Source organism: Psychroserpens damuponensis, from assembly GCF_000826655.1.
In the GTDB taxonomy this organism is placed as follows: Bacteria; Bacteroidota; Bacteroidia; order Flavobacteriales; family Flavobacteriaceae; genus Psychroserpens; species Psychroserpens damuponensis.
On sequence record NZ_JXJO01000009.1, the window covers coordinates 45,221 to 71,238 of the forward strand.

A 26,018-nucleotide genomic window follows, 5' to 3' on the forward strand; every position below is an offset into this window, starting at 1 on the left:
TTATAATCTAGTATCATACAATAATTGGATTTAATTTGTAATCACTAATTGTAGTGATACGCTTAATGACTATGTGCTTGAGAGTAATGTCCCATATAATCACAATGCATTTGATCTTTCTCTTTCTTTTTTATAGGTTGTGTTTTTAAGCCTTTATTTTTTGCTTTCATCATCGCATTAATAAGTTCACTTTTTTCTTTTTTGATTTGTGCACGCAAAATTTCGTCACGTTTTAAATCAAAATAAGTAACGCCTTCAATAATTGTTTTTTCTGCTTTTGCATAAATTGACATTGGGTGATCTGTCCATAAAACTACATCAGCATCTTTACCAACCTTTATGCTTCCAACACGCTTATCTAAGTGTAGTAATTTAGCTGGATTTAAGGTTACAAATTTCCAAGCATCTTCTTCACTAACATCTCCATATTTAACCGATTTTGCTGCTTCTTGATTTAAACGACGAGACATCTCACCATCATCACTATTTATGGCAACCACAACTCCGGCATTATGCATAATAGCAGCATTGTAAGGGATGGCATCATTCACTTCATATTTGTAAGCCCACCAATCGCTAAAGGTTGATCCACCAACACCATGTGCTTTCATTTTATCGGCTACTTTGTAACCTTCAAGAATATGAGTAAAGGTGTTGATGTTAAAATCAAATTTTTCGGCCACCTTCATGAGCATATTAATTTCGCTCTGTACATAGGAATGGCAAGAGATAAAACGTTCTTTGTTTAAAATTTCAGCAAGAACCTCCATTTCAATATCCTTACGATATGGCTTTCCACTTTTTTTTAAGGCATCATAGGCTTTTGCTCTTGTGAAGTAATCAATGTATACTTGTTCAACTCCCATTCTAGTTTGAGGAAATCTATTTCTTGCATTATCTCCCCAATTTGATTGTTTTACGTTTTCTCCAAGCGCGAATTTTATAAATTTCGGACTATCATTATAAATTAAATTTTCAGCAGATTCTCCCCATTTTAATTTAATAATCGCTGAGCGTCCTCCAATAGGATTTGCAGATCCATGTAAAATTTGAATAGAGGTTACACCACCTGCAAGGTTTCTATAAATATCGATATCTTCATCATCAATAACATCTTCTATAGTTACCTCTGCAGACGAATTATGTCCACCTTCATTGACAGAAGCCGCAGCAATATGCGAATGTTCATCAATAATACCAGAGGTTAAATGTTTTCCAGTGGCATCAATAACTTTTGCATTACCGTCAGATAAATCATTCCCTATTTTAGTGATTTTTCCATTTTTGATTAAAACATCTGTGTGTTCTAAAATTCCGTCTTTTTCATTTGTCCAAACCGTTGCATTCTTAAAAAGGAGTGTTTCTTGTTTTGGTAATTCTGCAAAACCATAAGCCATATTTGGGTAGGTGATAGGCATGATGTCTTTTGAAGCGGTTGCATCTTCATCGTCTTCCTTTTTATTTTTTTCTTTGTCTTCGGAAGGCTTTTTAGCTGTATTCTTTTTCTTGGCGTAGAAAGTAACTTCATTACCTTCAGGAAATACTGCCTTTCCGTTTAGCGTATTTCCATTTGTAGCATTTGCAATTATTCTAATAAATTGTTGCTCGGTAGAATCTTTTGTTGTCATGGAAATACTCAACCAATCATCTGTAAAAGAGACTTTAGAGCCACGCTTTTTATTGTTACTCGTAATTTCAGATTTTAATTTACTAGGTTTACCTTTTAAAGCCATTTTATAAGATTCACCAGCTAAATTAAATTCATAATCTCCTGTAAGGTCTTGGATGTTCATATCTTCTAACACCGTTTTTTGTCCTTGAACCCAGTTTTCAAAAATTGTAGTTTTCTTTTCAAAAATATCTCCAGATGTAATTAAGAAATTCGCCTGAAACCCTTTTTGTAGTGCGCCAATTTCCGAAGACTTTCCTAACAATTGCGCAGGAACAGTTGTTAAGGCTTGTAAAGCTCTTTCTTTTGAAAGTCCGTATTCTATAGCCTTAATAAGATTAGGAATAAACGTTTTGGTCGCTTTTAAATTATGAGTTGTAAATGCGAAGTTAATCCCATTGTTTGCAAGAATATTAGCATTTGCTGGTTCTTGGTTCCATGCTTTCATATCACTTAATGATAGTGAATTGCTTAAAAAAGCATTTTCTACGTCGTAAGCATTTTGAAAATTAACAGGTATAATGTATGATGCATTTGTTGCTTTAATATCTAAGATACGCTCATATTCGTCTCCACCACCTAAAATTACATATTGAACGCCATAGGCATCACCAACTTTGTCTGCACGCATTGCGTTTGCTCGACTACCAGCTCCAAAAATTTGTACGAGCTTTTTGTTCGCATTTAATGCTTCTAGAGATAAATCTTTTGTTTTACTATTGCCATTAGCATACCAATTAGCATCAGAATACATTTGTCGTAATAAGGCCATACTTCCCATGATAGAACTTGGATATGACTGTCTAGACGTTGCGCTTTTTTCAAAAGAAAAGTACTGCGCAGAGTTTGGGTCTAAAATACGTATGTCATTGCCATCAATTGAGTTTAGTGCAACTAGAGTTCCAGAGCCTCTAACGATACCATCTTCAATATGGGTATTAACAACACCAAAACCTGCTTTTAATAAGTCGTTTGCAGTTTTAGAATCATAGTTGAATTTATCTAATGCCTTATTTTCAGGCATCACATGATCACTCCAATAATAACCAGATCTACTTGGTCCATATTGAGGTGTTTGCCCACGACCTCGACCAGTACGTTCTGGTTTTTTTACACCAAAGTTAGAATACATGTCAATAAAAGATGGGTAAATCGTTTTACCTTTTAAATTAACAACTGTTGAGTTTTTAGGGATACTCACTTGTGGACCAGAAGCTACAACTTTACCATCTTTAATGAGAAGAGTGCCAGACTCAATAATTTGAGTTGGAGTCACATAAATTTTAGCATTAGTGAAGGCTTTAAAATTTGTGCTTTTGGTTTTTACACCATCATTTTTGGGGAAATAGTCTTGTGCAAATAATGCAAAACTGCAAAAGCAGAGCGCCATTGCGAACTTGATTTTATTCATATAATTGGTTGATTAATTATTCCTTCTAAAGATAAATAATTATCAACATAACCATAGACTAAAATTGGAGTTTTAACGTTTCCGAAGTAAAAGGCAAACTAGTTTAAAGGATGTTTTTTATGATAATTTACTAAAAGGGCAACCACATAGCTATAGCTTTCCATGCCACCAGCTTGGTTATTAGTTTTTAGAAAATTGTTATATGTAGCTTTAAACAATGGCTCTGTTGGATTTTGATAATCATTCCAAAAGTCTCTTACCTCTTGATAATTGTATAGAATACCTTTGTGTAATGATGGCAATAGCTCCTGGTAAACTATAGTGTCTCGCTTGTAAATTTCTCCTAAGCAATGACGCAAAGCAAAGGCATGTCCAGAATATTTAAAATAGACATCTGGATGATGCATGGCAGCCATACTACCAATAAAATTGGCTTCATTTTCGGCCGCATATCCTAGTTGGTGCGCCACTTCATGACTTCCAGTTGTTGGGAATTTATACGACGGAATTAAGCCATCAACCTGTGCTTCATTTGTAAACGGATTTAGATATCCCGAAAAACCCATATACGTTAAAGGAGTGCTGTACAATGACTTTTTAATACTTCGAGGTTGGTATTCTAAGTATGGAAATACGTTTGAGAGTTTATCATAACCTTGAGGAATCATTTTTAAAATTTCAGATTTAGAGTAAGGCATAATGACCTTTAGCGAATCAGTTTTTGCTAATTCTAGTTGCAAAGCATTTGTTTTTGTAATGAGTTGTTGTGTTAAATTTACCAATTCTTGAGTGGTATAATCATGATCAATGTCTAAAGATTTATGCAGTGGTAAACGGTAATAATTAAAAGCCCAAAGTAAATGAAATGCAAAATAACCCACCGAAATTGCAGATAACACATCTAAAAACCAATGTTTAGTGTCTTTAATTATACGCTTTCTATTTAGAAATAACCATCTTAAAATATACAAACTTAGTAAGGTGTACAGCACATCGCCAACCGAAAATGGTAACCATCCAAATACAAAGCGCATGGCTTTAGAAATCCAAATATAAATGCCATGACTGTAGACTTTCTCTACAAAATTAGGGAAGTTTGCTATGATTTTCAGAATAATAACCTGAGGAATAATAGACAATGCTATGATAAGCTTTTTGTGTTTGAGCATGGTTCAAAAATACTAAAAGTATGACGTATTATCCTGCAAGGTTTTAAAAAGCTTGTAGGCATTTTAAAATGTTACAATTGGTGTGTGAACCGCAGCTTTTTATTGCTTAGTAAAGTTGGTTTCCTGCTTTTCGTTATAGCTTTTGTTCCAAAAGGCTGTCACTGCAATCAGGAGTAGCGAGAGAGGTTATTGTGTTAATAAACACTATTATCCTGCAAGGTGCTTTTAGACCTTGTAGATATTTTAATAAGTATTAATTAGGTTTTTATAGATACTTACAAGGTTTCAAAAACCTTGCAGGATGTTTGAGCTAGTTGACCTACAATTTGTAACTTTGCAAAATGGATGGTAGAGTTGCTATTTCCGAAGAGGAAAAACTCTAAATCCTCCTTAATTTAAAACGTTATAATTTATATGAGTGCAGAAATAAGAGAATTAGAACCAAAAGCCCTTTGGAATAAATTTGCAGATCTAAATGCAGTACCAAGACCTTCTAAAAAAGAAGAACGCGTGATTAAATTCATGAAAGACTTTGGCGCAAGCTTAGGTTTAGAAACTATAGAAGATGAAGTTGGTAATGTGATTATTAAAAAACCAGCAACGTCTGGTATGGAAGATCGTAAAGCCATAGTGATGCAATCGCATTTAGATATGGTACATCAAAAAAATAATGATACTGTTTTCGATTTTGATACACAAGGTATTGATATGTATGTTGATGGAGATTGGGTACGTGCAAAAGGAACTACATTAGGAGCAGACAACGGTTTAGGAGTGGCAACTATTATGGCAATTCTTGAAAGTAAGGATATTGCTCATCCAGCGCTTGAAGCCTTATTCACTATTGATGAAGAAACAGGAATGACAGGAGCCATGGGTTTAAAAGGAGGTTTACTTGATGGAGATATACTTTTAAATCTAGATACCGAAGAAGATGATGAAATTGGAGTAGGTTGTGCAGGAGGAGTAGATGTAACTGCTACAAGAACGTATGAGCAAGAAGAAACTCCTGAGTTTAAAATAGGATTTAAAGTTACCGTCAAAGGTTTACAAGGAGGACATAGTGGTATGCAAATTCACGAAGGTTTAGGCAATGCAAATAAAATCATGAATAGAGTGCTGTTTGATGGTTTTGAGAATTATGGTTTGCGTATTTCTGAAATTGATGGTGGAAGTCTACGAAATGCTATTCCGAGAGAAAGCAATGCTATTGTAGCTATAGATGCTGTTCATGAAGAGGCTTTTATGTCTGAAATGAAAGATATTTCCGAAGCTATAAAAAAAGAATATAAAACTATGGAACCAGATATGGTGATTGAAGTGTCTAGAATTGAGACACCAACACATATTATGGATTTAGGAGTTCAAGAAGGATTAACAAGAGCATTATATGCTGCTTTAAATGGTGTGCATAGAATGAGTGCAGATATTAAAGATTTGGTAGAAACTTCAAATAATGTGGCTCGTGTAATTGTAAAAGATGGTGCTGTTAAAATTGGCTGTTTAACAAGAAGCTCGGTAGAGAGTTCTAAATGGGATTTGGCTAATATGCTGCGTGCTACCTTTGAATTAACAGGTTGCGAAGTCGAATTTGGAGGAGAATATCCTGGTTGGACACCAAATATGGATAGTGACATTTTAAAAGTTATGGTGCCACTTTATAAAAAACTTAATGGAGGAGAAGAACCACATGTTGCTGCGTGTCACGCTGGTTTAGAATGTGGAATTTTAGGCACTCATTATCCTGAAATGGATATGATTAGTTTTGGTCCAAACATCAAAGGAGCTCACTCTCCAGATGAACGTGCTCAAATATCTTCAGCTCAAAAATATTGGGAATTTGTATTGGAAATTTTAAAGCATATTCCGAAGAAATAACAAAAATTATATTAACGTAAAAAAGGCGATTTCATATTGAAATCGCCTTTTTTGTTTATACTTATAAAGGGACTTACTTTTTCTTAACCACTTCTACTAATTCAACTATAAAAGTTAAATCTGTATTAGGAGGTATACCTCTATTACCGCGTTCACCATAAGCTAGATGTGAAGGTAAATAAAAGAATGCTTTTTCTCCAACATTTAAAGTTGTTAGCGCTTCTTTAAACCCTGGAATCATTTGTGCATTAGGACTTACATACATTCGTGTAGGACCATAAGCATTTGCATCTGCACGGTTTTGGTTAAACATACCATACTTTTCAGCGATTTCAACACGATCACTATCAAATAAACGACCATCTGTATAATAACCTTCGTAGAATACTTTTACAGAATCTCCTGCTTTAGCTTTTTCATTTTTACCTTCTGTTAGCACTAACTTTTTAAGTCCAGAGGCCAATGCAGTTGTTTTAGAAGTATACTCTTCTATACGTGGTTTAGTTTCTGCAGAAGCTGTTGCAATTTTTTCTTCACGCTCTAGACGTTCTTCTTCAACTTTTGCTTTTTGGTCTTCTTTTATTTGTTTAATTTCTGCTTCAACATTTGGTAATTCTGCTTCAAAAACTTTAGCTGCATTAAATGATTTAGCAGCAGATCCTTTTCTTAAAATATTTACTTTTAAAATATATACAGGTTCAATAGGCTTTTTTGATCTAGGATCAACAGCAACATTAGAAATAGCATCTTGTACCTCAATACCTTTAACTAATTCTCCAAATACTGAATGACAGCTTGTACCACGTTGCTCACAAGGTTTTAATTCTCCATTAGCATCATAGGCATTTAAACTTGGGTAAGGTACTTCTGTTATAAAAAATTGACTTCCATTAGTGTTAAATCCGCCGCTGTTTGCCATAGATAGCATTCCTGGCTTATCATGATTTAATGTTGGGTCAAAATCTGCAGTAAAACGATATCCAGGATTTCCGGTACCTGTTGCAGTATGATCACCACCTTGAATCATAAATTTATCCATCACACGATGAAATGTAAGACTATCATAATATGGTTTTCCTTTAAATTCTTCTGTCATCATAGGGTGAGTTCCTTCAGCTAATGCAACAAAATTAGCAACAGTTACAGGCACTTTGTCGTAAAATAATTTAGCAATCATAGTGTCTTTACTAGTTACTATTTCGGCATAGAGACCATCTTCCAAATCAGGATACTCTTCCTTACATGAAACTACAGTTACTACTAAACATAGCATTAAAATCTGGAGTGTTTTACTAATCAATTTCATTCTAATTATTGGTTTTTTGTGTTATATTATTTAAAGTTACTTTGACTATTAAAGGGATATTGGTTCCAATTCTATTTTTGTCACCATAATATCCGTAGGCTTTTTGCGACGGAAATAGAAATGTGACAGTCTCTGTTGGCTTCATCAATTTTAAACCTTCGCGTAAACCTGTGAAAATCTCTTGTTGATCCATGATATAAGTTTGGTTGCCAAGTTCCTTTTCAGAGTAAATAGTATTCCCATTAAAATCTTTAACGTTATATGTAAAGTTAACAATGTCTCCAAAACTAGCAGTAGTCGTATCCATTTCAACTTTGGTGTGGTATCTGTACCAAAATCCGCTATTTGAAGCGACATAATCATATTCAGGATTTTGTGCCATTATAGCTTCAATTTTTGTGCGTTCTCTCGCGTTTAATTTTTTATTACGCTCTGCAGATTCTTTATAAAAAGAACCTGATTGTACAGACTCAGGTTGACGTGCTTCAGGCGTTTTACAGCTAAAAAGCACTACAGCGATTATAAAAAGAGTGATATATTTCATTAAGCTTTGAGGTCTTTTTTATATTGAGGCAATATACTAATAAATTTATCAATGGTATCGCTCATGTTCAAATCACTTTTTCCACCTGCCGCATTGGTATGTCCTCCACCTTCAAAGTGAGCACGTGATAGTTCATTTACCGAAAAATCACCTTTACTACGCAATGATATTTTAATGATATTATCTTGCTGACTTTCTATAAAAATAGCAGCAAAAATAATGCCTTTTAAAGATAAACCGTAATTTACAAAACCTTCGGTATCTCCTTTTTTAAAGTTAAAACTATTGAGTTCTTCTTGCGTTAATGTGATGTACGCTGTTCTATATTCTGGTATTACTTTTAAATTACTCAGTGCTTTACCTAATAACTGCGTACGTTCATAACTGTTAGTATCCATAATATTATTATGAATTTGAGCGTTATTAGCACCTTTTTCAATCAGGTTTCCTATAATTTTATGTGTTGCACTTGTGGTTGATGGAAAACGAAACGAGCCAGTATCTGTCATAATCCCAGTATATAAGCAAGTCGCGATATCAGCATCAACTTTATTTGTGTCGTCCAACATATCAATAAAGTTATAAACCATTTCACAGGTAGAAGACATGCTCACATCAGAGTACATAAATTGTGCATAATCATCAGGTTGTTGATGATGATCAATCATAATTTTAATGGCTTTGGTATTTGCCACAGCATCTTGCATAGCACCAATTCTTCCAAGAGAATTAAAATCTAGAGTAAAAATTAGTTCTGCGGAAATGAGCAAGGCATCACACTCGTCTTTATGTTGGTCATATTTTAAAACAGAAGCTTCTCCAGGCATCCATTTTAGAAAATCTGGATAATCATTTGGAGCAATTATAACAGCCTCATGATTATAAGTGTTTAAATAATGCAATAATCCAAGTGTAGAGCCAATGGCATCACCATCAGGATTTTTATGAGGAATTATAACTATTTTTTTTGGAGAACTTAACAGTTCTTTTATGCTTTTAATATCTTCTTTATTCATAGGTTACGAAGATACATATTTTCATTTTTTTGGTTCGTTTTTTTATCAATAAATACGAGGTTCTCAAAATGAACTTTACAGGAAGTTCTTTAAATAGTTGATATTTGAATCGTAAAATTGTCGTTTATAAAACATTGTATTTCTTGATAAATAGATTACTTTTGCACAAAATTGTAAAAACACTTTTGTCATTGTTATGTATGACATGTTGATTTACAGTTTGATAAACACCTATTTAATACTAAATATATTTAATCAAAAATAAAATGGCTACAAATAGAACATTTACAATGCTTAAACCAGATTCTGTTGAAAAAGGGAATGTTGGTGCAATTTTAGAAAAAATCACTGCTTCAGGTTTTAGAATCGTAGCAATGAAATTAACTCATTTAACAACTCGTGATGCTCAAGCATTTTACGAAGTTCATAGTGAAAGACCTTTTTACGGTGAATTAGTTGAGTACATGACAAGAGGACCAGTTGTTGCTGCAATTTTAGAAAAAGAAAATGCAGTTGAAGATTTTAGAACTTTAATTGGTGCTACAAATCCTGACGATGCAGCAGAAGGTACGATTAGAAAATTATACGCAGCTTCTATGGGAGAAAATGCAGTTCATGGTAGTGATAGCGATGAAAACGCAGCTATTGAAGGTGCTTTCCATTTTTCAGGTAGAGAGATGTTTTAATTAGAACATTTTTACAATATTAAAAAAGCGCAACCAATGGTTGCGCTTTTTTTGTTGCTCTATTTCTCTACTCTTAAAATTTTTTCCATTTTACGACCTCTTGCCAATTCATCAATTAATTTATCTAAATACCGAGTTTGTTTTGTTAACGTAGTTGTGATCTCTTCAATACGATAACCACAAATAACACCCTTAATGAGGTGCGCATTAGGATGTATTTTTGCATTTTTAAAAAAAGTTTCGAAAGTGATTTTGTCATCTATATGCTGTTGTAAATCTTTTTCAGTGTAGCCAGTGAGCCATTCTATCACTTGATGTAATTCTTCAATGGTTCTACCTTTTTTTTCCACTTTTGTAACATAATGCGGATATACAGAGAAAAATTTCATGTTTGCAATTCGTGCATCGTGTTCTGGTGTTGTACTCATAATTTGTCTAGTTTTAATTTTTAATGCTGAAATTTGCTGCAAACGAAGTTAGTTATTTTTAAAATAAAATAATCTCTAATGGCAGTTATAAAGCAGTATTGTAACTGCGTGTTGCTTTTTTAAGATGTTCTGATAGTGATTGTAACCAATTCATATGATTAGCAATGAGATAGGCTTCCTGCAAGCCATGAAGCGTTTCTGTATCTATTTCGGTATGTCCTTTTTTGATGTTTTCATCACGTAAATTAGACAAGTCCTTGTATTTTGTATAAAGCTTATCTTGTGCATCTTCTAATGGCAATTCTTCTAAAATTTCCGCAGTACTATTATCATCTAGATAACCATAGGTTAATTGTAATGTGTTTGAAATTTTAGCAATAAGCACATCAAATTCTCTAGAAACTGCTGTTGTTTTATGATTAATAATGAAACTGCCTATAGATGCAATTGCAGAAACCATTGTTTGATTTAGTGTTACAATTTCATAAATAAGTTGAAATTCTTTTTGCTTTGATTTTGGATCTTGTGTTAATCTTTGAAATGCAGCATTTAAATGACTTATAGCTAAAAAGGCTTCTTTTCTTGCTAAATTATAAGCATGTTTATGTACTGTATTATCTTGATACAAGTTTTGTGTTGCCAAAAGATAATTGTTATTCATTTTTATGGCTTTACAAATGACCTGTTTTAAATTGTTGGCTTCCCAACTTGGTAAAATTAAATAGTTAGCTACTATAGCAATTATAGCTCCAATAACTGTATCTATAACTCGATATTGAATAACCTCAAAGGCATTTGGATTAGCCAATGAATACACAAAAACAACACTTATAGTGACTAGAGCTGCACCTGATTTATAGTTTTGTTGAATTAACGAAAACGCCAAAATTAACGAGACAATAGCTAGAACGGCATAAACCATTGTATTTTGTGTGATCACTACAATACCTACAGAAATGGCAGCTCCTATGAGAGTACCAATAATTCTATCTTTTGAACGCTCTTTAGTAAGACCATAACTTGGTCGCATGATAACAATTATGGTTAATAGAATCCAATATGTATTTTTTATATCTAGATAATAGCCAAGCAAATAAGCAAATACAATAGCTATCATTAACCGTAACGAATGTCTAAATATGGTAGAATCGAAACTTAGATTTTGAATTAATACATTAAGTCTATACTCTTGAAGTGTTAAAAACTGACTAGAATCTTGTCGTTTGATGGACACTTTAGAGGCGTCTTTGACATTAGCCATGACTCGTCTAATCGCTCTTATTTCTTGAAGTAATTGCTCTTGGTAATCGTATAGATTTCTTAACATTAGTGCGCCTTCACGCGCTTTTGGGAGCTTAACGGTAGCTACATAATCATTTATAGAATCGTTAGCCTTTGCTAGAGCAGTAAGAAGGTTTTCTTTATTTGGGATTTTGTCATTTTGAATTAATAATTCTGATAAACGTATGAGGTGATTACCCATAATTTTGTTGAGCTTTTTGGAGGCTTTTAAGAATTCTTTACGTTCGCCAAAAATGCGGTCAATCATTTTATAATCTAAATGTGTAGCTTCTATCAATTCAAAAATATTGATTGAGGATATGAAAATGAGTAGTTGTTTTTCTTCATAACGAGAACGTCCTGAACGTTTACGTTCAGAAAATAGTGTTTCTCGTAAGGTCTCATGTTTTTCATTGATTTGATGTTGCAGTGTAAAGGTCTGCTTTAAAATCTCATCACGTTTAGAGGTTTTAGTTAGTAATTTGGCGCGTAATTTTAAATAATCACCAATTAAAAATAAAGTGTCAGATAATAATTGGTCTTGGTCCTTTCTAGGAGCTAATTTTTGAAAGATGTAGGATACAACTAAATACCAAAGGCCTCCAATTCCCATTAAACCAACATGAACAAAGATGTCTTGAGCAGTTTCCTTATGAATAGCAAAAGCTAAAACCATGGCTAACAAGCTAGAAAAAGAGACCATAGATGCTCTAAATCCATATACCGAAATGAGTGATACTGCAAATGAAATTAAGGCAATTGCAATGATTAATAGGGGAAGAAGTGGTTTTGAGAATAAAATGATAGCGGTAATTACCATCGTTAAAGCAATACTAATTAAAATAGCATTGACCTTTCGTTTTACACTTCCTGGTATATCTCCAGGTGCATTTAAAAATACACCTACAACAATTGCAGGAGCATAATCAAAATAACCCAAAAGGTAGAGCACTATAAACGGAATGATAATAGCTACACCCAAACGAATGCCTTTGTAAAAGTCTGAGCTTTTAAAAAATAATTCTAGTTGTTTGAGTAGTTCGTTCAAAAGGTTTTGCAATTAGAAAGCAAAGTTAAGGGAATAGAAATGAAGAATAACTTATAAGTAGAAGTCAAATTCAAATTTTATATTATTTTGATGATAAGAAAAATGTTATGACTATTTAAAGATGAGTTACGTTATTGCTTAGAAACGATAAATCTTAAATAAGTTTAATTTGAATCTTTTTAATTTACTTCCTAACCAAACTACCAAGTATATTCCCAAAAATTGCGGCAATTCCTGCAGCAAAACCGCCAATTAATCCTGTAACCAAAATTAATACATAAGGATTTCCTCCCAGTGGTAGGAGTACAGCAATTTTTTTTGCTAATGTAAAATCATTTGCGCTACTCATAATAAAGGCATAAATGGACCAAAAGCAAAATATAGCTAGAAAAGGCACAAAAAATGTAGCAGCACGTTTCAGATTAAAAAATAATGCAGACACAAATCCTGCAACCATCACAGACCACCACGGTAAGAATTGAGATAATATTGCCGCGATGATTATGGTAACGACGAAGTTGATACTATTAGTTTTGCTCATAATTAATTGCTTGGTGTTAACATTTGGGTTGCCATAATGTGATTGGTTGACGTTGCATTTGGTAAAAAGTTTAATTCATGATACTTACCAATTGCCCAATCATCAACAAAATTATCATAATACATACTTCCTGGATTTCCTGATTGCCCTCCTGGGTAAATTCCTAAAGCTTTTGGAGGTGAACTCATTTCTACAATCATTCGCCATGAAGGACCATGTGTTTCTGAAGTTGCATTAACAATACTGGCATCTCCACCAATAGGTAAGTCAAATCTAGAAAATGCTGGTAACCCTTGTAGCAAGTGGCTAACGCGAGTAGCTTTGTAAGCTTGCCAATGATATTCACCATGCGTGGCTTTCCAATCTAACAGCTCTTTTGCCGCCTCTTTAAATGCTAATAAAAACAAGTCGTGTGCGTTTTCTTTATTTGGTGTTTCCATTATATCCATAAAGGGATCGTTTGGTTGATTGGTTAATAAATAAATAGATTGATAGGCAAAAGGAGAGGTCATAGCTTCTGTTTCGCTATCAAATTCATCCCATATCATTGGGTACAATTTATACCACCAAGCTCTCCAAATACTTGGTCCCAGTTTTTCTATATCGTTATTAAAATCCCACAATTTAACTTGATTGTAAATTTCTTTTTCTTCGGAAGTCAAACTACTCACATCCATAGTTTTAAACATATAAGGTAATAACTCAGCCGCTTTCAAATTGTAGTTATTATTATGAAGATTTTTAAAATCGTTTACCGAAAAGGTATCTTTTGAGTTGAAAAAGTCATTTATAACACGGTTTCTATAAGTTTCATATCCATCATTAAATACATAAAAAGGATATTGCTCATCTACAGGATGTTGGTTTGCCGAGCTTACAAAACCACGTTCAGGATTTTTAGTATGTGCATTAAATGCTTGCGGAATGAAACTTTGCCAATCATGGTCGGGATTAGAACCATCTAATAAAAATTTACCTTGACCTTTCCATTTATTAGGAAATAAGCCTTGAATCCAAATGGCAATATCACCATCGGTAGACGCGAATACAAAGTTTTGAGCAGGAGCAGTGTAATCTTTTAAAGCAGTGACATAATCTTCATAATTTTTGGCTTTATTTAATGCTAAAAATGGTCGTTGATTATTGCCTCCTGTATGTCCAATCCATTTCATAGCATAACCAGATTTTTCATTGTCACCCATAAAATTATGGTCGTAAGTTACTGGTCCATGATGTGTGTAAATTACTGAGTCTATAAAGGTTTTAGCACCTCTTACTTTAATTTCTTCAACACGAACATTTGTATTTTTCCAATCGTTACCATATTTATATTGTGTTCTAGTACTGTCTTTAAACTTAATTTTATACCAATCTAATACATCACGAGTAGCATTAGTTTCTCCCCAAGAAACATGAGTGTTAAATCCTGAAATAACTCCTAATGCTCCAGGTAATGTTGCTCCCATTGTATTGTGATTTGGTGTGCTTAATTGCATTACAAACCAAATGGAAGGTATGTTTAAGCCTAAATGAGGATCATTAGCCAGAATAGGATTTCCGGTTACAGATTTTGCTCCAGATACTGCCCAATTATTACTGCCATTATCAGGATGTGGTTTTTCTATAGTTTGTGAAATGGTATCTTGAGGTAATTCACTTTGAGGCGTTTTTGTAATGTCAACGTCAATATAACTCCAATCGGTTTCTTTTGGGATGATTGGGTCTGTAATGTCATAAAAGTCTGGAAAGAGCAAGTCAAAACGATCTTTACCAAATTTGCGTAACATATTTGTGTATTCTAAATCATCATCACCTCCAGCTAGCATTTTTGTCATATACATGAGTAAAAGTGCAGTTTTTTTTGTGGTCCATGGTTCTGGTTTATAGTCTAATAATTTGTATTCTACAGGTAGATTTTTGGCATCTAATGTTTCTATATAACTATTTACACCATCACGATAAGCTTCTAAAAAAGCAATAACTTCTGGGTCTTCTTGCATTTTTTCTAATGATTTATCTGCGCCAAATCCCATACCACGTCTACGTGCTGTACGATCGTAACTTAATGCATCGCTACCAACAATTTCAGATAAACGTCCTGCAGCTGCATGCGTTTGAAATTCCATTTGCCAGAGTCTATGTTTAGCGGTTATATATCCTTGAGCTTTGTATAAATCAACTTCATTTTCTGCAAAAATATGCGGAATCAATTGTTCGTCATAATGAATGGTTACTGAAGCAGACAAACCTTGAATATTCACATTTCCGTCGAGAACCTCATTGGTTTCATTTTGCCAAACACCACCTGCAGGATTTAAGAATTTACCAATAGGAGGAATTGCACCAAGTTTTGTGTTGAGTGCATAAAACACGACGATCGTAAGTACAAACGATATGATAAGTTTGATGTATTTCATGTGGTTGATATATAATTTCGCATGAAATTACTGAAATAATGTGAGAATTTTAAATGGAATTTAAAGGTCTATCTCAACCATTTCGGCTCGTGCTCCAAATCGAATAGGATATAAACTGGTTCCTATGCCTTTAGAAACGTACATTTTTGGTTCAATATTGTTATACCAACCTTTAAGATAGCGTCCGCTACCCACAGGAGTTACAGGAGCATATCCTAAAAAAGCGATTTGACCACCATGTGTATGACCAGATAAAATGAGGTCAATTTGTGCGTCTTCATCAAGTTTTGCAATGGTATCTCTGTATTGCGGACAATGAGATAACACGATATTGGTGTTTGAGGTTTCTAGATGCGTTTTAGCTATGTTATAATTTGGCGTTCCACCAATTAAATCATCAAGACCAATTATAGAAATTTGGCGATTTTTAAGGGTTACCGTTCTATTTTCGTTAATTAATAACTCACAATTGGTTTTGGCATACATTGTTTTTAATTGTGCTACATCTACTTTTCCCCAATATTCCCAATTTCCTAAAATGGCGTATTTTAGTATGGTTTTATCAATTAATTTTAAAAATGAATATAATATTTCAATGTCTTCTGTTGTATTTACAGCATCTCCAGTTATAAATATGAGATCAGGCTTTAGCGCATTAATTTTTTCAGCAATAGAGATGTGAAAGGATTTTAGTTTTTCAATATGTAAATCTGAAATTTGAATTGTTTTTATCTTAGGTTCAGTACCTTTTGAGATATCAAAGTAATTCCAATCGATAATATATTTTTCAAACCAAAAAGCATCTATTACTAATAGCGCTGTAATAGCAAGACTTACTCTTTTTATGAATATTCTTCTGGAAAATTTGGGCATGTAAATATAACTAGAGGCTTTGGTGATTTAGCGCAAAACTAGTTTATTCACTACTTTTTTCCCAATAGATTCGTTAAGCATATCAACAATTTTTTGTTTACCATAGCTTAATTCTTCGCGAAGCACACTAGAACTCAATGCTACATAGAGTACATCTCTATCAAGAGATACATCTGTTGTGTAATTATTAACACCATTTCCCATCATTTTAGCCCAAGCATCTCTTACATCTACTTTGTCTAAACCAGACTGTAGTTTGTTTGCTTCAACAAATTCTTTTAGAATGTCACTAATTGGTAAATTATCGTTGTGTCGTTTTGCCATATTCATTCTCCGAGACATCGGAGATTTATTTGTTTATATAATATATCTACGGAAATTGGATTTACTCAGTTTCTAATTTTAAATCGAAAGATTCATAACGCTTATAAATATACACATCTTTATTGGTATTATTAAGAATAATTAATTGAGATTCATTGGCACTTAAAACTGTTTCTTTCCATTGGGCAAAAGGTGTTTTATAATATATATTTAGACTATCGTTTTCTATTTTAATGTTAAAACGTTCTTCATTATTTGACGTTTCAAAAGTTCCTGAAAAGTTTGGTTTTAGTTTTCTTCGGAAACCTGACAAGCTATCAGAAATTTCAATATAATCGATTGTGTCATTAAAATTATAGTCTCGTTTGGAGCCATCACTTAAGGTAACTTCATCTATTTCCCAATAGCCAGAAACTTGAGGCAGTACATCATTAGGAGTACTAGAGCAATTAAAAAACGCTATGGTTATAATGAGAATAAAAAGTTTTTTGTAAGTCATAGTTTTAAATGTAATAAAAGTATTTTTAATGATGAGATTTTTCGCTACGCCCTGAATGATAGTTAATTTTTGAATTAATGGTTTATAACTTAAAAATCTTATAGGATTGATGAATTTGCTTCACTACATTTTCTGTACGTTCAGCATGTGTATCACTTATAAATAACTGACCAAAATCATCATTATCAACTAATCTAATAATTTGAGCAACTCGATTTTCATCTAATTTATCAAAAATATCATCTAATAATAGGAGAGGAGTCACTCCATTTTGTTGTTTAATAAAATCAAACTGTGCTAGCTTTAGAGCTATTAAAAATGATTTTTGTTGACCTTGGCTTCCAAACTTTTTAATTGGGTAGGTTTCAATTTCAAAATTAAGGTCATCTTTATGAATCCCTACACTAGTATATTGGATGGCTTTGTCTTTATTAATGTTTTTGGCTAGTAACGTTTTTAAATCATCATCAAACAAATCACTTTTATAATTGAGATTTACCTCTTCATTATCATTACTAATCGCTTTATAGCGTGCTTTAAAAATAGGAATAAATGTTTTGAGAAAGGTGTCTCGAGTTTTAAAAATCTCGCTTCCGTAGGTGTCTAATTGATCATTATACACCTCTAAAGTTTGCGCATTAAAAGTATTATTTAAGGCGAAATATTTTAACAAAGCATTACGTTGTGAAAGTACTTTATTATAATTTATTAAATTATTAAGGTAAGGCTTGTCGCTTTGAGAAATAACGCTATCTATAAATTTTCTTCGTGTATCACTACCTTCAATAATTAAATCACGATCTGCAGGAGAAATAATTACTAAGGGTATCAATCCAATATGATCACTAAACTTATCATAGGCTTTACCGTTGCGTTTGATCACTTTTTTTTGTCCGCGTTTTAAAGACACGACTACTTTTTCAGTTTTATCATTTTTGTCAAAAATACCATCTACAACAAAAAAGGATTCGTTGTGTTTTATATTTTGAGACGCAATTGGGTTGAAGTAACTTTTTCCGAAGGATAAATGATAAATCGCATCTAGTGCATTTGTTTTACCAACACCATTAGAACCGACGAAACAGTTAATTTTAGTATCAAATTCGAAATCTTGTTGCTCGAAATTTTTGTAATTAACTAAGCTTAACGTGTTTAAAATCATAAAATTAAAAGGGAATATTTGTGTTTGGTCGTTATTATTATACGCGGAAGTAAAAATAACAAATAATTTACCTTTTAAATCCCAATAAAAATTTTATTTTTGCGCCACAAATAAAGAATTATGGCAACATATAAGAAAAGAGGATATAAACCAAAAGCTGTCAAAGAGAAAGCTGAAACAATTGAAGGTTTAGAGGAAGAATCTACAACTGCTGAAGTATTTAATACACTTGATGAAAGTGCTAATAAAGCCGAAGATTTTGTTGCGAAGAATCAAAAAGGTATTTTTATTATCATTGGAGTAGCTGCATTAATTATGTTAGGGTACTTAGGTTATAAGAAGTTTATTGCTGAGCCAAAAGCTGATGAGGCAATGAATGAAATGTACTCTGCTCAAAAATCTTTTGACGAAGCAGTTGCTGGTGCAAACAAAGATTCTCTTTATACATTAGCCCTTAATGGTGTTGGTGGTAAATTAGGATTAACAGATATCGTTGATCAATATGGATCTACACCTGCAGGAAATTTAGCTAATTATTATGCAGGTATGGCGTATTTAAATCTTAAAGATTATACAAATGCTGTTAAATATTTAGGTGACTTTAGTACTAATGATGCCGTTTTAGGACCAATTGCAAAAGGAGGAATGGGTGATGCATTTGTACAATTAAATCAATTACCAGAAGCATTAGAATATTACGAAAAAGCAATCACGGCTTCAACAAACGATTATACAACACCAATGTATCTTTTAAAAGCTGCTAACGTTGCACAATCTTTAGGAAACAATGCTAAAGCTTTAGAATATTACAAGCGTATCAAAGCTGAATTTGATACTTCAGATCAAGCAAAAAATATTGATATCTTTATAGGAAGATCAGAAGCTAAAAACTAAATATGGCAACTGTAAATCATAATTTATCTAGTTACGATAAAAACACAATCCCAAACGCGAAAGATTTTCGGTTTGGGATTGTTGTTTCAGAATGGAATGATACCATCACTAACGGACTTCTAAAAGGTGCAATTGATGCCTTAGAAGATTGTGGTGCATTACCAGAAAACATCATTACTTGGAGCGTTCCTGGAAGTTTTGAGTTGATCTACGGAAGCAAAAAAATGATTGAACAACAGGTAGATGCTGTCATTGCTATTGGGTGCGTAATTCAAGGCGAAACCAAACACTTTGATTTTGTTTGTGAAGGTGTTACTCAAGGCATTAAAGATTTAAATATCGCAACCAATACTCCAGTTATCTTCTGTGTACTTACCGATAATACTATGCAACAATCTATAGATCGTTCTGGAGGAAAGCATGGCAATAAAGGTACCGAAGCAGGTATTGCAGCTATCAAAATGGCAACCTTACGTTCTAAATAAGGTTTTTTCTTCGGAAATTTTAACTTACAATTCTATTGCTCAAAATAATATAATCTATTTCTCGATTATTAATAATTCTGAAGGGAAAATTAATTTCATCTAAGTGAGCTTTCCGACTTAGCTCCCGAAAGCTTTCGGGATTGCGAGAGATACAAATGTTAACAATTTTTAGGAGTCAAAATCCCAATTTTCCTAGTAAATTCTGTACTTTTGAATTACTAAGACGCGTGAAGCAGTGAGTTTATTCAAACAACGAAAAAGCAAGAGTTTTAATTACATTCCGAGAAATCAAAAATCATCTCGTAATGACGACGAACATCTTAAAACCCAATGGGAAGCTGTTAAACGACATGGTAAACATAGAAGTAAGCGTGCAATTTCATTACCGCTATTACTCGTTATTTTAGGTATGATAATTGCATTATGGTATCTTTTAACACATTACCAAACAACGTAGATTATGGGAATTTTAGGCAAAAGAAAAAATAAAAAATTTGATTATAAACCACGTTATTACAAAGGTGAAGGAAATCCGTTTGAACTTAAACACAAGTTTGATGAGTACAGAGTCACAGTTGGAAATAACAACGGCTTGAAAAATAAATTTAGCAGTGCCATTGATGATTATAAATACAATGGTGATAAAACTGGTGCCAATCGTCGTATTTTATATATTATCGCTGCTTTAATTCTTGTCTTTCTAATTATCATAGATTTCGATTTATCAATATTCTCCCTTAAACGCTAATGGCAGACATTATTCAATTGTTACCAGACCATGTTGCAAACCAAATCGCAGCAGGTGAAGTTGTACAACGACCAGCATCTGTAGTAAAAGAATTACTAGAAAATTCTATTGATGCAGGTGCAACCTCAATAAAATTAGTAATTAAAGATTCTGGTAAAACTTTAATTCAAGTAATAGATAACGGTAAAGGTATGAGCGCTACAGATGCTCGTTTAAGTTTTGAGCGTCATGCCACCTCAAAAATACGTTCTGCCGAAGATTTATTTAGTCTCAATACAAAAGGCTTTCGCGGTGAGGCGTTGGCAAGTATAGCTGCCATTGCTCATGTGGAGTTAAAAACAAAACAAGATCAAGATGAACTTGGTACCATCATAGAAATTGAAGGTAGTGAGATTAAAAATCAAGAAGTGACAGTGACACCAACAGGCACTTCGCTTTGCGTTAAACATTTGTTTTTTAATATTCCTGCACGACGCAATTTTTTGAAATCTAATAACGTTGAGCTTAGACATATCGTAGATGAATTTCAACGTGTAGCTCTGGCACATCCAGATCTAGAATTTTTGATGTATCACAATGGTAGTGAGAGTTTCAATCTTCCTAAAAGTAATTACAGACAGCGTGTTGTTAATATCTTCGGAAATAAAACAAACGAGAAACTGGTTCCTGTTGAAGAAGAAACTGAAGTGCTAAAAATCTCCGGATTTGTAGGTAAGCCCGAATTTGCAAAGCGCACAAGAAATGAACAATTTTTCTTTGTTAATAATCGTTTTATAAAAAGCGCTTATTTAAATCATGCTATAAACTCTGCTTTTGACGGCTTGGTAAAAGATGGTAGTCATCCTAGCTATTTTTTAAATCTTACAGTAGACCCAAAGAGTATTGATATTAATATTCATCCTACAAAAACCGAAATTAAGTTTGATGATGAACATACATTGTATGCCATTTTACGTTCTGCAGTAAAACATAGTTTAGGGCAATTTAATATTGCACCAGTTTTAGACTTTGATCGTGATAACAACCTCGACACACCATACAATTTTGAAACTAAAAGTGCACCAACTCCAACAGTAGAGGTGGATCGTTCTTTTAACCCGTTTCGAGAAGATAAATCACTTAGTAGATCTAATGGTTCAACTTCTAGTTATAAAAAAGAACCTGCAGCCCAATGGGAAAGTTTGTATGTAGGTTTAGAATCTAAAGGCACTAAAACCGAGAACGATTTTAGCGAAGTACGGTTTGAAAGTGAGCCAGAAAACACCTCATTATTTAATGGAGATAAACAAATTGAAAACAAACAAACCACCTATCAATTACACAATAAATACATTATAAGTACCATAAAATCTGGAATGATGATTCTCGATCAGCATCGGTCTCATCAACGTGTGCTGTATGAAGGGTTACTTAAACACTTAACGGTTAAGGAGTCTGTAAGTCAACAACTTCTGTTTCCTTTAAGTTTAGAGTTCTCTACTTCAGAAATGGATATACTTACAAAGTTAAAAGTAGATTTAGAACATACAGGGTTTGTGTTTTTATCATTTTCCGAAGAAAAAATAGAAATCACTGGTGTGCCAGTTAATGTGCCTGAAAGTGAAGTTTCTATTATTTTAGAACAGCTTATTAGTGATGTTGAGCAAGAAGTGCCAGATAGTCATTTTAGTGCTACAGATTTGTTGGCCAAGTCTATGGCAAAAAGCTTGGCAATTAAAACGGGTCAAAGTTTATCGCGTTTTGAACAAGAACATCTAGTTAATAGTTTATTTGCTTGTAAAGAACCTACGGTTTCTCCTACTAATAAAGTGACATTTATTACTATGAGTGTAGATGACTTTGATAAAAAATTTATATAACCTATGATTAGAGGAATAACAGATACGGTAAAACATTTGATTATTATTAACGTAATCATGTTTATTGGGACTCTTACTATTGGAAATGGTCAATTATTTCAGCAATGGTTTGCCTTATATTTTCCTGAGAATAATTTTTTCATGCCGTGGCAAATTATCACGCACATGTTTATGCATGGAGGCGTAACTCATATTTTATTTAATATGTTTGCTTTATGGATGTTTGGTACTGCGGTTGAGACGCAATTAGGGTCAAAGAAGTTTTTATTTCTTTATATATCGGCAGGATTAGGAGCCATGCTCTTTCAGCTTGGGTATTATTATTTTAAATATTATACGGCAGCTCAAGGTATTTCAGGTCTTGGATTAAGCCAAGAGGTGATTCATGCGATTTCAAATATAAATGCTATTGAAGGAAACTACATTGTGCCTGAGTTGTTTAGAACAGGATTAATTGATGTACTAACCAATTATAATTATGCTGGTCCGCAAATACAAAGTGATACGTTTGGTGCACTTTTTGAAATGAATAAAGCTACAATGGCTTCAATGGTTGGAGCTTCTGGTTGTATTATGGGTATTTTAGCTGCTTTTGGGATGATGAATCCTGAAGCTAAATTGATGATGATTTTTTTGCCAATACCTATTAAGGCGAAGTACTTTATTCCTGGAATTATTATTTTAGATGTTATTTCGGCAGTAACTGGTCAATCCTTCTTTAGTCCAAGTAATACAGCATATATGGCTCACGTAGGTGGAGCAATTACAGGCTTCTTGATTATGTGGTATTGGAAAAAAACACAGTTTAATAAAAATCGTTGGGATAGATGACCTCATTAAATAACGACTTTAAAGACAAACTCAAAAATTTAAACGTTTTTGAAAAAATCATGGCTATTAATGTCTTGATTTTTTTTATTGGATGGTTGATTCAAGTGATTCGACATATCCCTAGATCATATACGTTGTCCTGGTTGGAACTGCCAAAAGAGCTTTCAGATTTTATCTTTAAGCCTTGGACTTTATTGACGTACGGATTTACACATTACGATTTTTTTCACCTTTTATTTAATATGGTGGTTTTGTATTTTGTATCTCGAAGTATGGTTAATTTGTTTCCGTCAAGGCAATCTTTAACTATTTATTTTTTAGGTATCTTAGCTGGTGGCCTTTCTTTTTTATTGGTTTATAATGTATTGCCAGATTCATTTTCTTTTACCGTTGGCTCATTAGTTGGAGCGTCTGCAGGAGTGAATGCATTATTGATTTTTTTATGTGCCTATATGCCTAATCGCGAAACACGTTTCTTTTCAATATCTATAAAACTATGGCATATTGGTGCAGCTATAGTCGTTATTGATGTGATTGGACTTTTTGGTGTTAATCAAGGCGGAAAAGTTGCGCATTTAGGCGGAAGTTTAATTGGGTATCTCTACGCTACACAATTAGTAAAAGGAAATGATATAGGTTTTGGTTTTGCAAAACTTATGGATAATATTACTAATTTATTTAGTAAAAAATCGCCTCTTAAAACGGTGCATCGTAATAAGAAAAATACGATGGCAGGTCACAATAAAGAAGAGTTCAATGAGTTTAATAACCAAAAGAAAATAGACCTTATACTAGATAAAATTAGTAAAAGTGGCTATGAGAGTTTAACAAAAGAAGAGAAAGCATTTTTATTTAAAGCAGGAAAGAATTAAACCAGATGAAAAAGCTTAAGCTATATGATAAACTCATATTTGTTATCAATTCATTGATCGCATTTGCTTTGCTTTTGTCTTATGTTTTACCGTATATCGAACCTAAAAAATTTGCGTTTCTATCAGTTCTTAGTCTAGCTGTACCATTTTTAATAATTGTTAATATACTGTTTGTAATCTACTGGTTGCTTAAAGTTAAAAAGCAATTAATGGTCTCTTTAGTTGTTTTAGCTTTAGGTTATAGTTATGTGTTTTCATTGTATAAATTATCCTCTTCCAAAAATATTGATGATGCAGAGAACATTTCAGTAATGAATTACAATGTGCGTTTGTTTAATGTGTTTGATTGGATAAAGGATACAAACCTTAAAGCAAATATGTCTGCGTTTATTTCAAAAAAAAATCCAGATATTCTCTGCATGCAAGAATATAGATCAGATGATGATGTTAACCTTCGTATGTTTCCTTATAAATATATTGAACTCACAGGAAAGAAGGTAAAAAATGGTCAAGCTATTTACACTAAATTTCCTATTATAAATTCTGGATCCATAGAATTTCCGCATACATCAAACAACGCTATTTTTGTAGATGTTGTGAAAGGTAAAGACACCTTACGTGTTTATAATGTGCATTTACAATCCTCAGGAATTGATCCAGCAGTAGAGAAGTTATCTAAAGAAAATTCTGAAAACTTATTCAAAAGAGTGAGTTCAACTTTTAAAATGCAACAGTCGCAAGCCGAGCAATTTTTAGATCATAAAAATAAATCGCCTTATAAAACCATCATTTCTGGCGACTTTAATAATACAGCTTATTCATATGTTTATAAAGAAATAAAAGGCGACATGCTAGACGCTTTTAAGCAAGCAGGTAATGGTTTTGGTAGAACATTTGATTTTAAATTTTTTCCTGTTCGTATCGATTTTGTGTTAGTTGATGACACCTTTGAAATTAATGCATTTAAAACGTTTGATGTTAAGTATAGCGATCACTATCCTGTGATGGCTAAAGTGAAGATTAAGTAGGTAGCTTTCATTTTTAAGTGTATTATGCTTACGCAACTAAGTTTTTTTTCTTCGGAAATTTTAAATAGGCAATAATAGTAATATTGTAAGATAGTTTTAGCCTAACAATGCACTTACATCAGCAAACAATCTACCCAATCTGCTACCATGTGAATTAATAAGCCTAATCCAATCACTCTAGTTTTTTTGATAAGCGTCAACACCATATAAACACCAATAGCATAATAGGAGTGTAGCGGATGATAATTTATACTGCATCGTGTAGGGTCAAAAATTGGGTTGGCAAGCAAATGGTCTAAATCGATAAGTATTGCAGCCAACATGATTAATGAAGCTACTTTCCAGTTTTCTCTAAAAAAGATAAGAGCAACTACTATTGGCACTATAAAATGAATGCCGTAATGTACGATGGGTTGTAACATTACAAGTTTAAAGTTTGAGATTTAAGATATAACTCGGTATTTGGGCCTTCATTAAATAATAGATCTAGAATGCTTAAATTGTTTAAAAACCCATGTTTATCATCAAACACTTGTGCATAAGGTGTGAAATTTTGTAGAATTTCTTTTCTGCTATTTGCTAATGGTCTTGCGTCAATTGTTTCTATAGCTTTGATATCAAAAGTTTTTGTAACAGTATACTCAAACGGAAGTTGCAGGCATTCAAAAATAAGCTCTAAACATTTAAAATTAAATGCCATGACGGTGTCAAATTCCGAAGTAAATAAAGGCATTAAATCATCAATATAAAACTCGTAAAATGGTGATGTTCTATAAGCAGACTCTAATGATTTGAGGTGCTGACTTTGCCAATTTTCTTCATTAAAAATTTTAACGTCTTTAAAAATTTGCCTGTTTTTTTGAGAATATATCACAGGAATATTTAAATCTAATTTCCCATTGGCACCATAAATTGAGGTACGATTACGATAGGTTTGTTTTTGATAGTTATCACAAACCTCAAATACTAGATCTGTTGTAGTAAGCATCGCTACAAAATGGGCAACGTTAGGAAAATATGTAGGATGAAGTAAGCTCAATTTATTAACG

25 protein-coding genes are annotated in these 26,018 nt (G+C 33.0%); 10 read left to right on the plus strand and 15 right to left on the minus strand.

The genetic code is table 11. The features are described from left to right. Nucleotides 1-62: 62 nt before the first annotated feature. Together TD29_RS03895 and TD29_RS03900 are read right to left on the minus strand one after the other, a co-directional pair. On the minus strand, nucleotides 63-3,080 hold the full coding sequence (locus TD29_RS03895; RefSeq protein WP_052466968.1) for an amidohydrolase family protein: 3,018 nt from the start codon (nucleotides 3,078-3,080) through the stop codon (nucleotides 63-65). A 98-nt stretch (nucleotides 3,081-3,178) separates the two neighbouring features. Then, on the minus strand, nucleotides 3,179-4,249 hold the full coding sequence (locus tag TD29_RS03900) for a DUF3810 domain-containing protein (protein ID WP_040279048.1): 1,071 nt from the start codon (nucleotides 4,247-4,249) through the stop codon (nucleotides 3,179-3,181). Between the two features lie 414 nt (nucleotides 4,250-4,663). On the opposite strand from TD29_RS03900, the gene TD29_RS03905 reads away from it, so the two are divergent. Further along, nucleotides 4,664-6,127: an aminoacyl-histidine dipeptidase gene (locus tag TD29_RS03905; protein ID WP_040279050.1), complete on the plus strand. Its 1,464-nt coding sequence runs from the start codon at nucleotides 4,664-4,666 to the stop codon at nucleotides 6,125-6,127. A gap of 73 nt (nucleotides 6,128-6,200) precedes the next feature. Here the strand turns inward: TD29_RS03905 and TD29_RS03910 are convergent, their stop codons facing one another. Genes TD29_RS03910 through TD29_RS03920 form a run of 3 tightly spaced genes read right to left on the minus strand, consistent with a single transcriptional unit; the run spans nucleotide 6,201 to nucleotide 8,993 of the window. Further along, nucleotides 6,201-7,400: a peptidylprolyl isomerase gene (locus tag TD29_RS03910; protein WP_241485202.1), complete on the minus strand. Its 1,200-nt coding sequence runs from the start codon at nucleotides 7,398-7,400 to the stop codon at nucleotides 6,201-6,203. Between the two features lie 34 nt (nucleotides 7,401-7,434). Beyond that, on the minus strand, nucleotides 7,435-7,977 hold the full coding sequence (gldI, locus tag TD29_RS03915) for a gliding motility-associated peptidyl-prolyl isomerase GldI (protein ID WP_040279052.1): 543 nt from the start codon (nucleotides 7,975-7,977) through the stop codon (nucleotides 7,435-7,437). Further along, nucleotides 7,977-8,993 (minus strand): DHH family phosphoesterase, encoded by a 1,017-nt coding sequence (locus TD29_RS03920; protein ID WP_040279054.1) that lies wholly within the window; start codon nucleotides 8,991-8,993, stop codon nucleotides 7,977-7,979. The genes gldI and TD29_RS03920 overlap by 1 nt, the downstream gene beginning before the upstream one ends. A gap of 266 nt (nucleotides 8,994-9,259) precedes the next feature. Here TD29_RS03920 and TD29_RS03925 point away from each other — a divergent pair, with 266 nt between their 5' ends. Beyond that, nucleotides 9,260-9,679 carry a nucleoside-diphosphate kinase gene (locus TD29_RS03925; RefSeq protein ID WP_040279055.1) on the plus strand — a complete coding sequence of 140 codons (420 nt, stop codon included), beginning with the start codon at nucleotides 9,260-9,262 and terminating at the stop codon, nucleotides 9,677-9,679. 59 nt (nucleotides 9,680-9,738) lie between these two features. Here the strand turns inward: TD29_RS03925 and TD29_RS03930 are convergent, their stop codons facing one another. The 8 genes from TD29_RS03930 to recF form a co-directional block, all read right to left on the minus strand. After that, nucleotides 9,739-10,107 carry a DUF2200 domain-containing protein gene (locus tag TD29_RS03930; RefSeq protein ID WP_040279152.1) on the minus strand — a complete coding sequence of 123 codons (369 nt, stop codon included), beginning with the start codon at nucleotides 10,105-10,107 and terminating at the stop codon, nucleotides 9,739-9,741. A gap of 85 nt (nucleotides 10,108-10,192) precedes the next feature. Next, a complete protein-coding gene (locus TD29_RS03935) occupies nucleotides 10,193-12,436 on the minus strand; it encodes an FUSC family protein (RefSeq protein ID WP_040279056.1) in 2,244 nt (747 codons plus the stop codon). Nucleotides 12,437-12,620: 184 nt separating this feature from the next. After that, a complete protein-coding gene (locus TD29_RS03940; RefSeq protein WP_040279058.1) occupies nucleotides 12,621-12,977 on the minus strand; it encodes a hypothetical protein in 357 nt (118 codons plus the stop codon). Between the two features lie 2 nt (nucleotides 12,978-12,979). Continuing rightward, nucleotides 12,980-15,394 carry a penicillin acylase family protein gene (locus TD29_RS03945; RefSeq protein ID WP_040279059.1) on the minus strand — a complete coding sequence of 805 codons (2,415 nt, stop codon included), beginning with the start codon at nucleotides 15,392-15,394 and terminating at the stop codon, nucleotides 12,980-12,982. Nucleotides 15,395-15,454: 60 nt separating this feature from the next. After that, nucleotides 15,455-16,267 carry a metallophosphoesterase gene (locus TD29_RS03950; RefSeq protein ID WP_040279060.1) on the minus strand — a complete coding sequence of 271 codons (813 nt, stop codon included), beginning with the start codon at nucleotides 16,265-16,267 and terminating at the stop codon, nucleotides 15,455-15,457. A 27-nt stretch (nucleotides 16,268-16,294) separates the two neighbouring features. Then, nucleotides 16,295-16,591, minus strand: a complete 297-nt coding sequence (locus TD29_RS03955) for a DUF721 domain-containing protein (protein WP_040279153.1) — start codon at nucleotides 16,589-16,591, stop codon at nucleotides 16,295-16,297. A 61-nt stretch (nucleotides 16,592-16,652) separates the two neighbouring features. After that, nucleotides 16,653-17,090, minus strand: coding sequence for a hypothetical protein (locus tag TD29_RS03960; protein ID WP_040279061.1), 438 nt, complete (start codon nucleotides 17,088-17,090; stop codon nucleotides 16,653-16,655). Nucleotides 17,091-17,172: 82 nt separating this feature from the next. Further along, the gene (gene recF / locus TD29_RS03965; protein ID WP_040279062.1) at nucleotides 17,173-18,252 is read right to left on the minus strand and encodes a DNA replication/repair protein RecF; all 1,080 of its coding nucleotides are present in this window, start codon (nucleotides 18,250-18,252) and stop codon (nucleotides 17,173-17,175) included. Nucleotides 18,253-18,372: 120 nt separating this feature from the next. Between recF and TD29_RS03970 the strand changes: the two genes are divergently transcribed. The 8 genes from TD29_RS03970 to TD29_RS04000 all read left to right on the plus strand — a co-directional run bounded on the left by TD29_RS03970 (nucleotide 18,373) and on the right by TD29_RS04000 (nucleotide 24,969). After that, nucleotides 18,373-19,146 (plus strand): tetratricopeptide repeat protein, encoded by a 774-nt coding sequence (locus TD29_RS03970; RefSeq protein ID WP_040279063.1) that lies wholly within the window; start codon nucleotides 18,373-18,375, stop codon nucleotides 19,144-19,146. A gap of 2 nt (nucleotides 19,147-19,148) precedes the next feature. Further along, the gene (gene ribH / locus TD29_RS03975; protein ID WP_040279065.1) at nucleotides 19,149-19,631 is read left to right on the plus strand and encodes a 6,7-dimethyl-8-ribityllumazine synthase; all 483 of its coding nucleotides are present in this window, start codon (nucleotides 19,149-19,151) and stop codon (nucleotides 19,629-19,631) included. A gap of 235 nt (nucleotides 19,632-19,866) precedes the next feature. After that, nucleotides 19,867-20,088 carry a hypothetical protein gene (locus TD29_RS18355; protein WP_152611459.1) on the plus strand — a complete coding sequence of 74 codons (222 nt, stop codon included), beginning with the start codon at nucleotides 19,867-19,869 and terminating at the stop codon, nucleotides 20,086-20,088. Between the two features lie 3 nt (nucleotides 20,089-20,091). Further along, complete coding sequence (locus TD29_RS03980) at nucleotides 20,092-20,379, plus strand: CD225/dispanin family protein (protein ID WP_040279066.1); 288 nt, start codon at nucleotides 20,092-20,094, stop codon at nucleotides 20,377-20,379. Beyond that, nucleotides 20,379-22,238, plus strand: coding sequence for a DNA mismatch repair endonuclease MutL (gene mutL / locus TD29_RS03985; RefSeq protein ID WP_040279067.1), 1,860 nt, complete (start codon nucleotides 20,379-20,381; stop codon nucleotides 22,236-22,238). Before TD29_RS03980 ends, mutL begins: the two co-directional genes overlap by 1 nt. A gap of 3 nt (nucleotides 22,239-22,241) precedes the next feature. Further along, the gene (locus TD29_RS03990; protein WP_040279069.1) at nucleotides 22,242-23,069 is read left to right on the plus strand and encodes a rhomboid family intramembrane serine protease; all 828 of its coding nucleotides are present in this window, start codon (nucleotides 22,242-22,244) and stop codon (nucleotides 23,067-23,069) included. After that, the gene (locus TD29_RS03995; protein ID WP_040279070.1) at nucleotides 23,066-23,941 is read left to right on the plus strand and encodes a rhomboid family protein; all 876 of its coding nucleotides are present in this window, start codon (nucleotides 23,066-23,068) and stop codon (nucleotides 23,939-23,941) included. Before TD29_RS03990 ends, TD29_RS03995 begins: the two co-directional genes overlap by 4 nt. A 5-nt stretch (nucleotides 23,942-23,946) precedes the next feature. After that, nucleotides 23,947-24,969, plus strand: a complete 1,023-nt coding sequence (locus TD29_RS04000; protein WP_040279071.1) for an endonuclease/exonuclease/phosphatase family protein — start codon at nucleotides 23,947-23,949, stop codon at nucleotides 24,967-24,969. A 113-nt stretch (nucleotides 24,970-25,082) separates the two neighbouring features. Here the strand turns inward: TD29_RS04000 and TD29_RS04005 are convergent, their stop codons facing one another. Next, the gene (locus TD29_RS04005; protein WP_040279072.1) at nucleotides 25,083-25,391 is read right to left on the minus strand and encodes a DUF6122 family protein; all 309 of its coding nucleotides are present in this window, start codon (nucleotides 25,389-25,391) and stop codon (nucleotides 25,083-25,085) included. Next, nucleotides 25,391-26,008: a WbqC family protein gene (locus TD29_RS04010; protein WP_040279074.1), complete on the minus strand. Its 618-nt coding sequence runs from the start codon at nucleotides 26,006-26,008 to the stop codon at nucleotides 25,391-25,393. Before TD29_RS04010 ends, TD29_RS04005 begins: the two co-directional genes overlap by 1 nt. Nucleotides 26,009-26,018: the final 10 nt, after the last annotated feature.